Annotated in this window: 2 protein-coding genes; both read left to right on the top strand. The window is 45.3% G+C overall.

Annotation, left to right across the window (positions count from 1 at the left end; translation table 11 throughout):
• Window positions 1–137: 137 nt before the first annotated feature.
• Window positions 138–6,245 carry a gliding motility-associated C-terminal domain-containing protein gene (locus tag ACRBG0_RS09520; protein ID WP_431486664.1) on the top strand — a complete coding sequence of 2,036 codons (6,108 nt, stop codon included), beginning with the start codon at window positions 138–140 and terminating at the stop codon, window positions 6,243–6,245.
• A 392-nt stretch (window positions 6,246–6,637) separates the two neighbouring features.
• Window positions 6,638–13,795 carry a gliding motility-associated C-terminal domain-containing protein gene (locus ACRBG0_RS09515; RefSeq protein WP_431486663.1) on the top strand — a complete coding sequence of 2,386 codons (7,158 nt, stop codon included), beginning with the start codon at window positions 6,638–6,640 and terminating at the stop codon, window positions 13,793–13,795.
• Window positions 13,796–14,058 lie beyond the last annotated feature (263 nt).

Genomic DNA, 14,058 nt, shown 5'->3' with positions numbered 1-14,058 from the left:
TAGTTGAATAAACGATTCATTTCAAGTGTTTCAACTATTTGAAAAACCTAAAGAGAATTGCAGTTTATTTTCTGCGCAATACTAAGGAAGCAAAAAGGAAGAAAGGTATGTTCAACTATCTACAAAAAAAAGGGGTCTTGATCGCATGTTTATGTTTGGGCCTTGCTCCAGTTATTGGCTGGGGGCAACCATGCGACGGACAGGAAGGTGCTCTCCTTGATACACCAATACCCGTATCGGAATCCAGCGCCAGTAACCCTGAAGCGCATTGTTTCTACTTTCGCTTTGACAGCGACATTACCGGCTGGCCGACGGGGATTACAATGGATTTGTGGCATGAATACGAAGGTGATCTTGGTATTTTTGTCGAAGCCTGTGGGCAGCGACTCAACATTCTACAGCGCCCCGGAGCCGTAGGAAATTGTGATCCTGATTGTGCATTTGATATACCTAATGGCGACTGTGGAAGCAGTGCTATGATTGGTACTCAATCAGCCCCGGAAATCATTACTTTTTACGATAATGGTACCGAGCCAGATGGCGGTATCTCAGCTGGCGGCAACTTTGGTCTTACAGCAGATGATGCCTGTGGTGTAGGAACACCAGGAGTCAATTCGTTCGTAGATCTTTGGAGCAATTGCCCCGAGGGCTTGGTAGAAGCAGAAATATGCTTTACCGATCACGCTACCCTTCACCAAGGCTATGTTTCTAACCTTAATTTTATTTTCCCTAATCCTTATGAGTGTGGTTGTATGGATCCTAATGCGATCAATTACAACCCGGATGCCAGTGTCAGCAGTGGTGATTGTTTCTATGAATGCCAGGATTTTGATGTAATGAATACTGCGGTTCAAATTGATGCCTGCGCTGGTGATACCATCGTGCTTTCGGTTACAGCAGCCTTAGCGAGTAATCCCACTTTCGAATGGATTGGAACAGGTATAGGGAACAGCTTTTTAGAAGATGCGAATAGTGCAACGACCCGCGTTTTTATTCCCGCAAATTTTTCTGGAAATATAACCTACACTTGTACGATTACTGATGAATACAATTGTCAGGAGTTTGCCTCAACGCTTCTGACGGTTGCAGCAGCGCCGATGGTTGAAATCACTGGCGATCCCTTCGTTTGTGGCACGGACAGTACGCTCTTGGTACTACAAGGTGGCCCTTTTCAAAGTATTTTATGGAGCAATGGAGCTACAACCGATACCCTCCTTGTTGGTGCTGGAACCTATAGTGTAACTGTTAGTGATGGTGGGATTTGCGATGGAACGGATATGATTGTTGTGGGCGCTTTCCCCACACCTTCGGTCATGATTAATGGCCTTGATACGATTTGTGCGCTTGATAGTGTCCTCCTGTTTACCGATACCAGCTTTGTGAGCTATCAATGGTCCAACGGTGATACGTTGCCTTTTACAAACGTACAGTTGGCACAGGAATATACCCTCGAAGTTGTAGACAGTAACGGTTGTACTGCACGCGATACTTTTTCTTTAGTACACTATGATGTCACACCGCTCACGATTACAGGCCCTGCCTCTTTTTGTGTTGATGAGACAGCTGTGTTAGAAGCTTCAACTGGCTTTGTGAGCTACCTCTGGTCTACGGGAGACACGACTTTAGCTATCGAAGTTAGTCAGGCAGACACGATCATGTTGATGGGCATCGATAGTAATATGTGTTTATCTGAAGCCTCCTTTATAATAGATACCCTTTCTCTGCCTGTCCCCTTGATTACGGGGGCAGCTAGCTTATGCCCTGGAGAATCAACTACGTTGAGCAGTACAATTGGTTTTGTGGATTACCTCTGGTCAACGGGAGACACGACAAGTTCCATATTGACGGATTCAATGGGGATCTATCAATTAACGGTAGTGGATTCGGCAGGTTGTACCGGCATGACTGCATTTACAGTACTTGATGCACCATTACCCATGCCGGAAATCATGGGAGATACTATTTTCTGTATTGGAGATAGTACCTTGTTATCAGTTGCTTCGGGCTTTGCTACTTATCAGTGGTCAACAGGAGATACGACTGCACAAGTTTTTATTGATCAAACAGGAACTTACGAGGTAACGGTTACGAATTCGGCTGGTTGTGTAGGTGCGGATACCGTTATTTTGATCAACTATGTACCAGAACCCATTGTTATTGATGGCCCCTCGGAAATTTGTGCCGGAACGGCGACCACCCTCACCGGGCCACCTGGATTTACCGACTATCTATGGTCTACCGGAGCTACAACTGCGGCCATTTCGGTAGATTCTGCTGCTACCTATGTTTTGTTTGCCACAGATAGTAATGGCTGTCGGGTGAGCGGTAGTTTCACGCTTTCCGAGTTGTCGGCACCCTCGGTTGAAATATCCGGCGTAACGGAAATCTGTGTGGGGGGCAATGGGCAGTTAACAGCTAGCCCTGGTTTTGTCAGTTACCTATGGTCTGATGCCAGTGAAACCGAATCTATTACCGTTACGGATGCATTGGTTTATGGGGTAACCGTCACGGATAATTTTGGATGTACAGCAACGGCTAGTCAGGCCGTAAGTTTTTCTATCCCACAATTCAGTATTGAGGGTAATGATAGTTTTTGTGAAGGCAGTAGCACGACCCTCATGCCAGACAGCACCTTCAGCAGCTACCTTTGGTCTACAACAGAAGAAACAGCCGCCATCACCGTAGGCGATGCCGGAGATTATTCGCTGACGGTCACCAATGACTTGGGGTGTACTGCTTCCGCTAATATCCAGGTAGAAGTAGATACATTACCTGTACCAATGATTACCGGAAACCTAAGTTTTTGTGAAGGGGTAACCTCGGTGCTTAATGGAGGTCCGGGCTATACCAGTTACCAGTGGTCAACGTTGCCCAATGGTGGCCAGTTATTAACCATTAACAACGGTGGCTTTTATGGGCTTACGGTGACGGATGGGAATGGTTGTATTGGTGAAGACATGGTAGAAGTAACGACCTTCCCTTCTCCCAATCCAGAAATTCTTGGAGAAACAGGCTTTTGCCCCGGTGATACCACTGTTCTTACAAGTAGTGATACTTACGCCCTTTATTTTTGGGACAATGGCGATACAAGCCCACAGACGATGGTCGCAACGGAAGGGTTTATCAGGCTTACGGTTATTGATTCCAATGGCTGTGTAGGAACGACTGCCGAAATCGTTGACGAATTTGCCACCATTGATCCAGAAATCAACGGTGAGCTGCAATTTTGTGTTGCTACAACAACGGAACTGACAGTAAGTCCTTCATTCGAAACCTATTTATGGTCAAATAATGATACTACTCCTACAACCACTTTTAATATCCCCGGATCAGCAGGTGTGACGGTAACGGATAGTAATGGTTGTATAACAAGTAGTATTGCTGATCTGAGTCTCTTTCCCGAGGGCACACTCGCAGTGGTTGCTCCCGCAGGTTTTTGTGCCAATGAAAGTGCAACCCTGAGCGTAACGGGTGATTTTGTTAGTTATATTTGGTCCAATGGTGAAACCACTAGTGAAATAACTGTGCTAACCGCTGATACTTTATCCGTTAGTGCAATGGATGCTTTTGGTTGTACTTATAGCAGTACTGTAGGTGTTGTCGTTTATGACCTTCCCGAACCAACCATCGAAGGTGAACTTAGCTTCTGCGACGGCTTTTCCACCACCTTGAGTGTCAACGAATCCTATAGTAGTTATGCTTGGTCTACCACCGAAACAACAGATTCAATCGTTGTAGGAACTCCTGGGCCGGTGAGCCTTACCGTTGTTGATACCAATAATTGTGTAGGTAGCACTGGGGTGATGTTAACAATAGCGGATGGCTTAACACCTGGAATTACGGGTGATCAAGGGCTTTGCCCAGATGAAGTTACGACACTTTATGTTACAGAAGAATATGCGACCTACAATTGGTCAGATGGGAGTACTGGAGATTCGTTAATCGTAGATGCGGGTGGAACCTACACGGTATCTGTTACCGACGAAGCGGGGTGTACAGGAGAGATTTCTATGGATGTGGTAGCCTTTTCTGCTCCATCTGTTTCTATAACCGGAGATACTTCTTTTTGTGAAAACTTGAGTACGGTACTTGATGCGCAAGCGTCATCAGCGGGTATGTTCTTATGGGGTAATGGTGAGACATTACCTTCGCTTGAGGTCAACGCTGGCGGAGAATATAGCTTGGTGTTTACCGATAATAATGGTTGCCAGGCTAGTGCCTCGGCTACGGTAGAAATGTTGGCCGTGCCACCGGTAGCTATTTTGGGGCCTACAAGGTTTTGTGAAGAAGATTCAACCGAATTAACCGTATCAACTGGTTTTGCTTCCTACCTCTGGAGTACCGGAGATACAGGTTTTTCGACATTAGTAAGCAGTCCTGGCGATGTAAGTGTTACGATAACGGATGATGCCGGCTGCCAAAACGAAGCCCAGTCTTCGGTTGTTGAAATTGAACTTCCCTGGGCTTTTGCCGGTGAAGGGCAAGTTTTAGATTGTGATACAGACAGTGTTTTGCTGGGCAGTGAGAGTACTTCGCAAGGTGACACGATATCTTACACGTGGTCGGGGCCTGGGATTACGATGAGTAATCAAGGAGAGTTATCACCAGTGGTAAGCGAACCGGGCCTATATTATTTACAGGTAACAGATGAGGCTAATGGTTGTTTAAGCGGCATAGACAGCGTTGAGGTATTGCTGATGAACGAAACACCAGCATTGGAACTTGCAATAGCCGATACCCTGGATTGTATTACCAGTACAGTGGTGCTGGATGGGAGTGGCTCTGCTACAGGATCAGCGTTTTCTTACGAGTGGCTAGACCCTTCTGGCCAAGTATTAAGCGCTGAAACCTCCTTGAATCTAGAGGTAAATACACCAGGCATCTATACGCTTGTAGTGACGAACATGCTCACGGCTTGTGTTGCAGAAGGAACTATACCGGTGTTAGAAGATTTCAACTATCCAGCAGTGACTATTGCTGGAGGAGAACAGCTTGATTGTGCCATCATGGAGGTGAGTCTTACAGGGACTGTCACCTCTGCTACTACTACAATCGTTCAAGAATGGACAAGTACCGGAGGAAATATTATTGGTGACCCTTCTTCGGCAATGATTATGACAGATGCTCCTGGTATGTATTTTTTCACAGTAACAGATACCACAAATGGATGTGTTACGACGGAGTCCCTGGAAGTGGTCGAAGATGTTGTAATTCCCGAGGTTGTGACGAGTGATGTAATGACCCTCTTCTGTAATGATACCAATGTAACGATCAGTGGACAAGGAAGTAGTGAGGGGAATCAATTTACTTACCAGTGGTGGCAGGCTAACACACCACTACCTACTGCGACTAACCTCAATTTGATGGTGGAAGCGCCTGGTATTTATGAATTAGTGGTTACAAATACAGAAAACAATTGTAGCGCCAGTGCTTCTGTAGAGGTACTCGAAGACCCTGAAGCACCTCAGGATTTTGAACTAGTATTTGATCCTCCAACCTGTGCAGGTGACACTGACGGTAGTGTCTCTATTAGCGGAGTTAGTGGTGGGCTAAGTCCTTATGTTTATAGTTTTGCTGGCCAACCCTTCAGCTTGAATACCAATTTCCAGAATTTGGGGGCGGGTAGCTATCAGGTAGTCCTGGAAGATGCCAACGGTTGTCAGTTGACAGCAATAGCCGAATTAGAAGATGGTAATGATCTATGGGTGGAATTAGGTGATAATCAAACGATTGAATCAGGTGGTCAAGCTGATATTTTCCCTGAATTGAGCATCGATTCTTTGGCATTACAATCCTTGTCTTGGCAAACAGATGCAGAGTTACTTTGTCCTGAATGCCTCAATCAAACGCGTATAACCCTGTTCGAGGCCACGCAGTTTTTCCTAACGGTCACCGATGAAAATGGCTGCATCGCTAAAGATGAGGTGACTATTTTTGTAAAAAAGAGAGAAGGCATTTTCGTACCAAATATTTTTTCTCCTAACGATGATGGCTATAATGACTATTTCTATCTACAGACAGATGGCAGTACCATTGAAGAGATAAATTCCCTTCAAATTTTTGAACGATGGGGGAGTATGGTCTGGGAAACCAAAAATATTCAACCAGATGTGCCTATGCTGGGATGGGATGGAAAGCAGTCTGGACGGACACTAAACCCCGCCGTTTTTGTCTGGTTTGCAGAGATTGAGTTGAAGAGTGGAGAGAAAATTATTGAAAAAGGAGAGATCACACTAATAAAATGATCTACAAGGGTAAAACTTAAAGGCTTGTATTATTGGTTGTTAGGGCAAGTATCGTCAATGTCCGGACTTTATTTTTATTTGGTTTTTCTTTTTTTCCTAAAAGAAAAACCTACTTTTGTACAACAGCGAACCTATAAATGAAGATGATGTTGGTTATTTCCAAATAATTAGCACATCTAATGTCTTGCTTCTTTAGCCTGGTTTTTTTTGTATTAAATGCTGTGCTGGAGTAGATTAGACCAAAAAAAATGACAAGAGGGACAGACCTCTTGCTGTTATTGTATTTTTTAAACTCACTCGCGCTCTCGTAGACTATCTTTCTGTTATCAATCCTTATTAGTATATTAATACTGATAGTAATTGGTGTTACTGTATTTTTAATCTATCCGTCTATGAGCAAAATTTTACCAATTGTAACCTCTATTTTCCTAATTATAGGAATGCTGTATAGCAGTTTACTTCATTCGCAATGCGAAAACCCCACGGTAGCTTTACCTGATGTTTCGGTACCTGTGGATGGGGATTTAGACAATGCTTATTGTGTCACCCTTACTTTCAATCCCGCTTTGACTGGGTTCCCTACAGGTTTGTCGCTGGATATCCAGCATACTTGGCAAGGAGATTTAGCATTGTGGATTGAGGTAGATGGTACTTACTTAAATATTTTCCAGCGTCCCGGCGTACTCGGAAGTTGTACGGGAGGATGCCCTTGTGGTAACTCTGCTGACTTGGGCTCACCGGGTAGCCCCTCTACCTATACGTTTTCTGATGGCGGAGGTCCTGACCCTGAGAATGGCATGGCATTAGGAGGAGGTGATTATGGACTAACAGCTGATGATGGCTGTGGGTTAGGTTCTCCTGGAGTGACCTCTTTCGCGGATCTTTGGGCTTTGTTTCCACCCAATGGAGATATTACTACAAATATCTGTATTTCAGATCATGCAGGAGCCGATTCAGGTGTTGCGCTTGATATTACTTATATCTTTCCTAACCCGGTACTTTGTGGATGTACCGATCCTGATGCTATCAATTTTGACCCCAATGCCATTGTCGATGATGGCTCTTGTTTCTATGATTGTCCCGATTTTATGATGACAATCAATGAAGATATGTATGAGTTTTGTGCAGGAAGCAACAGCTTTACTATGGTTGCAACTGCACCTGGTGCAACAGGAGCTAGTTACTCTTGGACAGCTACCAATGGCGGCGACAGCTATCTTTCTAATCCTTTTGCACTAACGACTAATGTCAATATTCCACCTGATTTTGTAGGCGATATTGTTTATACCCTCACTGTAACGGATGAATATGGGTGTGAAGACTTTGTTGAAGTAGAAGTTTTGGTAGGAGAGGGTCCAGATGTAGAAATTACCGGAGACGATTTCGTTTGTGATACGGAAACGACGACCTTGGAATTAATCGGCGGCCCCTTTGATGATATATCCTGGAGTACAGGTTCTGGTGCCGATAATATCAATGTTGGCCCAGGAACTTACGCTGTTACCGTAAGTGACCCTGCAGGTTGTGAAAGCGTTACCGATTTTACGGTAGAGGCTTTTCCTAATCCAGAACCCACAATTTTCGGCCCTGACGAAATCTGTGACGGAGATGATGCCGTTTTGGAAGTTCTAGAAGATTTTGCGGCTTATGAGTGGTCTACAGTCGAGTTTACACAAAGTATTGTCGTCACCGATTTCGGAGGCTATGAGGTAACTGTTACCGATGATAATGGCTGTGAAGGCACTACAAACTTTACCCTTAATGTAGCTGCTCCTGTAGTTGTTACAATTTCTGGTGATTTAGAATTTTGTGAAGGAGAAGGAACGACGCTGGTAGCGTCTAATGGTTTTGTGAGCTATGAATGGTCTACAACGGAAACCTTCCAGGATATTTATGTAGATGCACCGGGCCCTTATTCTGTAACGGTTATAGATGATTTAGGCTGTGAAGGTACTGCGGAAGTAGATGTAGAAGAAAACCCATTGCCGGAACCCGAAATTGATGGCCCGGAGGCGGTATGCCCCGGAGAGACCATCACTTTGTCGGTTACCGAGAGTTTTGCTGGATACAGCTGGTCAACCTCCTACAGTACCCAGTCGACACCAGTAGATGCGGCGGGGATTTATACTGTTACCGTTACCGACGGTAATGGCTGTGAAGGAGAAACCGATTTCGAAGTAATCGAAGGCGAAGGCGTTGATGCCTTTGTTGAAGGAGATTTATTCTTTTGCCCCGGCGAAAGCACAGAACTCACCATTACAGATGGCTACGATACCTACGAATGGTCGAATAGCCTAAGTGGGAATGAGCAAGATATTGATGTAGAAGGAGATTATACGGTAACTGTCACGAGTGTTGATGGTTGTACCCAGATTCTCGATTTCTTTGTCGATGAGCTAACGCCTCCTAGCCCTAGTATCACAGGAGATTTGGCCATCTGTGAAGGCGAAAATACAGACTTAGTCGTAGTAGGTAACTATAGTGGCTATGAATGGTCGGATGGTACGACTAACTTTGAACTTAATGTAGATGAGACAGACACCTACTCTGTTACCGTTACCGATGATAATGGTTGTGAAGGAGAGACGAGTGTGGATGTTGTCGTCAATATTCCTGTTGAATTGGAGATAGAAGGGCCTGACGCACTTTGTAATAATGCCTTTGGGCAAGTATCTATTTCGGGTAGCTTCATGAATGTTCAGTGGATTGGAGGACCGAGTACTAACATCTATGACATTGTTGGCCCTGGACTTTATGAAGTCGAGGTCATTGACCAAAACGGTTGTGAAGCTTTTGCGTCTATCGACATTCCGGAAGGAGAAGCGGAGCCCATTGATATCGTTGGTGATGCCCAAATCTGTTCCGACGGTGATGGTCAGTTGATGGCTTCTGCTGGTTATGCTTCCTATTTATGGAGTAACAATGAAACTACGCAAACGATTACCATCACCAGTCCTGGTAATTACTGGGTCATAGGTACGGATAGTGACGGTTGTGAAAGCTTTTTAGATTTTGATGTTACGGAAGTACCGTCACCAACGCCTGCAATTGCTGGTGATCTAACTGTTTGCCCAGGAAGTACAACAGTACTTACAGCAGACTCTGGTTATAATACTTACAGCTGGACGGTCAGCGGAAACACAAATGAAGTCACTGGGGTTGGCCCCGGTATCGTTACCGTTACGGTTACTGATGCGATCGGTTGTACTGGAGAATCCAGTGTGGAAGTTGTGGAAGTGCCTAATCCAACACCTGTTATCTCGGGTGACCTGGTCCTCTGTGAAGATGAAATTAGTACCCTTAGCCTGGATCAACCTTACAGTAGCTATCTGTGGAGCGATACCACTACTGATCCTACCCTTGATGTGATGGATGGTACGACCTTTGGCGTTACGGTTACCGATGCAGAAGGCTGTATAGGTAGTACAAGTGTTACGCTGGAAGAGATAATTCCTACCGTTGTTATTAGTGGCGATTTGGACTTCTGTTTGGGGGAAACAACAACACTCAGTGTGCCGGATAACTTTAGCAGCTATGCATGGTCTACCGGAGGGACCACCAATACCGTTACGACATCAGGCATGATGGATGTAAGTGTTACGGTTACTGATGAGAATGGTTGTACAGCGACGGATACCGTAAGCCTTACTGAGTTTCCATTACCTACCGTTGCTATTACTGGCCGCCTGAGTTTCTGCCCTGCGGGTGGAACAAACCTTACCGCCACAGAAGGCTATGTCAGCTACCTTTGGTCAAATATGGAAACGACAAGTACCATCTTCCTGAATCAAGCTGGTACTTATACAGTGACGGTTACCGATGCTAATGGTTGTCAGAATACAGCTTCTGCAACGATTATAGAAGACTCAGAGTTAGACCCTGTTATTAATGGAGATCCTTTCTATTGCGCAGGGTTGAATACAACGCTGACGGTGCCTGATGATTTTAGTACTTACGAATGGTCAAATAGTGCACAGGTTAATGAAATCAGTGTTACCACACCTGGTATGTACACGGTTACGGTGGCGGATGAATTTGGTTGTATGGGAACAGCTACGGTAGATGTAGTTGAATTGGCTTTGCCAACACCTGCGATTACAGGGGACTTAGATTATTGTATTGGCGACAGTACGACCCTGAACGGAGGAAACGGTTACGCCAGCTATACTTGGAGTGTAGCAGGTGATACCGACCAATTTCTAGTGGTCGATAACCCTGGCAACTACGGCTTGACAGTCACGGATGATAATGGCTGTATAGGCACGACTTCTACGGCTGTTGTCCAGAATGCTTTACCGGTAACGACTATTCTAGGAGAGCCAGGGTATTGCCCGGGCTTGACGACCGTTTTGACAGCCGAACCTGGTTTTGTTTCTTACCTCTGGAGCACCAATACCAGTGGTAGCAGCATTGAAGTAGGAACAACCGAAATATTTAGCCTGTCGGTCACCGATGCTAATGGCTGTGTTGGTGTTGCTACCCAAGCAGTAGAGGAATACGTAACAGCGATTCCTGGTATTTCAGGAGAACCTCAGTTTTGCCCTGGCGAAAGTACAGACCTGAGTGCTGAGGCTGGTTTTGTTAGCTACAATTGGTCGAATGGAACGAACACTCCTGATGTGACGATTACGCAAACAGGGAACGTTTCTCTTGTTGTAACAGATGGCAATGGCTGTGTTACTAACAACAGTATTGACCTTAGCAACTTCATCGTAACAGCGCCAATGATTACTGCACCAGTTGGATTCTGTAGTGGCCTTACGGCTGATCTGTCAGCGACGCCCGGTTATGCGGAATACCTGTGGTCGAATTCAGCTCAAACGGCTGACATTACGGTCAATACAGGTGGTATTTACGAACTAGATGTAATAGATAATAATGGTTGCCCATCGGAAGCGGCTATCAATATTCAGCAATATGCTTTACCAACTCCGGAAATTGGAGGGTCTTTGACTTTCTGTATAGGAAACAGTACACAACTTAATGCTGGTGCTACTTATTCGACTTATAGTTGGTCAGACGGTAGTGATCAGCCGGAAGTTACGGTAAACACGCCTGGTAATGTTGGTCTTACGGTTACTGATGCTAACGGTTGTATCGGTAATACGGTAGAGTTTGTAAATGAAGCGACGGAACTTTCACCCGTTATTTCAGGAGACCGTGATTATTGTATTGGCCTTTCGACGACCCTGAGTGCGGGAACTGGTTTTTCAACCTATGAATGGTCAAACGGAGAGACGACCAATAGCATCGTAGTGGACGAGCCTGGTACCTATACCCTTAACGTGACGGATGCAGGAGGTTGTGAAGGAACAGCCATGGTTGATGTCATTGAAAATGCTTTGCCTACTCCTGCAATTACGGGTGACCTGGATTATTGTGCTGGTTTATCGACCCAATTATCCGCAACGCCTGGTTATGTTAATTATACCTGGAGTACGAACGCACCGACACCGATGATTACGGTAAACACGCCCGGAGCGTATTCTGTAACAGTGGAGGATAGCAACGGTTGTATCAATAACACCAGTACGACCGTCATCGAGCAAGCTCTACCGGTATTCTCGATTGTCGGGCCTACTAATTTCTGTGTGGATTCCTTTACCCAACTGAACGTACAGCCTGCGTTTGCGGCTTACAATTGGAGTGTGGGTAGTGACCAACAATCTGTGCAAGTAAGTACAGGAGGAACGGTAGGCGTAACCGTTACAGACTCCAATGGTTGTATCTCTTCTGGTGCTCAAGCTGTAGCTACGGTACCGCTGCCATTAGCGGATGCAGGTAGCCCACAAGACTTAGATTGTGATGTGCTGGAAGTGAGTATTGGCGGCAACGGCAGTACAACAGGCAATCAGTTCACTTATCAGTGGACGGGTCCTGGGATTACGCCTGCCAACGAGGATATGTTCTCGCCTACTGTTGGCGAACCAGGTACCTACAGTTTGCAGGTTACGAACGAAACCTACGGCTGTTTAAGTGTACCTGCGGAAGTAGAAATAACAGACTTGGCTTATACGCCACAAATCGTATTGGAAGTGCTGGATATTCTGGATTGTGCAACAGCAACCGTCCAGATTGATGCCCGTGATTCTGATGGAGGTCCTCAGTTTATTTACCAATGGTATGATGGAGATCTTAATCCTATTCCAGGAGGAAACACCTTACTATTGGATGTCAATGAAGCGCAGTTTTACACGCTCAGTATTATCGATACGCTCACAGGGTGTGACAATACTGATATGATTGAAGTAACGGAGAATGAATTGTACCCAGTAGCCGAAGCAGGCCTGGCTCAGCTGATCACCTGTGGAGAACCCGTGGTGACGCTTAATGGTAGCGATTCGCAGATGGGTGGGCAGATTACCTATGACTGGACAACGCCTGATGGATCGATTGTTGGCAACAACAATAACATCGTGGCTTCGGCCAATCAACCAGGATGGTACTACCTACTGGTAACGGATGAACAAAATGGCTGTGCCAATATAGATTCTGTTTTTGTTAGCCAAAACACTGCGCTGCCAACCGCCCAAACGAGCGATGATTTTGAGTTGGATTGTAATTTCCCAACGACGTCGTTAAGTGGTGCAGGAAGCTCAATCGGTAGCACTTACGCGTACCAATGGTTGCTCAATGGTAATCCGGTAAACGATGGAACCAGTCTACAACTGACGGCAGAAGCACCGGGTACTTATACCTTGATCGTTACCGATACGGAAAATGATTGTACGGCACAGGATGTGGTAGAAATATCATTAAACCCTGCTCAGCCGGAAGTCTTGAACTTCATTACCGACACCCCAACATGTGCTGGCGATGATGACGGCGGAATTATTTTGACAGGCGTGCAGGGTGGTATTCCGCCTTATACGTACAGTGTAGGTGGCGCGCCTTATGGTACCACGACAAACTTTAACGACCTTATTGCCGGGGATTACGAAGTAATCGTAGAAGATGCTACAGGTTGTTTGTTGCTTACAACAATTACAGTTCCGGATGGTAATGATTTGACGTTGGAGCTAGGGCCTGATCAGTACATTACAGAAGGCGAATTAGCGGATATATACCCAGAAATCAGTATTGATACCGCTGCTTTGGTGAGCATTGATTGGCAGACGCTCGCTAATCTTCCTTGCCCGGGTTGTGTATATCAACTTGATCTTGCCCTTGATGAATCTACCCAGTTTTTCCTCGATCTTGAGGATGAAAATGGTTGTACAACCAGAGACTTATTGACCATCTTTGTAAAGAAAGACCGGAACATCTACGTTCCTAATGCTTTCTCACCTGATGGTAATGGTGACAATGATATCTTCTACATTTTCTCTGATGATAGTGTGGAGGAAATTAGATCCTTCCTGGTGTTTAATCGCTGGGGTGAGTCGGTCTTCGAGGTGTATGGTAGCCAACCCAATGATCCTCGCTGGGGATGGGATGGTAGCTATCGTGGCCAACCCGTTAACGCTGCTGTTTACGTTTGGTTTGCCGAAATCGAATTCAAAAATGGTGATGTAGAAATTATCAAAGGCGACGTTGTCATTATGCGTTAAGTCTTAATAAACTATACTTCGGCAATCTAGGGTTGGCGAAGTATAAATAAAAGCAGCGGATTTTGTCATTTGTACAAAGTCCGCTGTTTTTGTAAGTGCAATTTTAACCTTGCTGTCGTTGTTGTAGCTACCATTTACCGTTGAAATAAAGGCTTTTCTCCCCTTTATTCTCGGATGTTTCTAATATTTTAAGGGAACTCCCTATCTTAGCAAAATCCGAAAATCGCACGGGCAATGCGACCATCGGTAGGATAAAACGAAAA

Source organism: Lewinella sp., from assembly GCF_050633125.1.
GTDB lineage: Bacteria > Bacteroidota > Bacteroidia > Chitinophagales > Saprospiraceae > Lewinella.
This window is presented reverse-complemented; position numbering and strand designations above follow the sequence as displayed.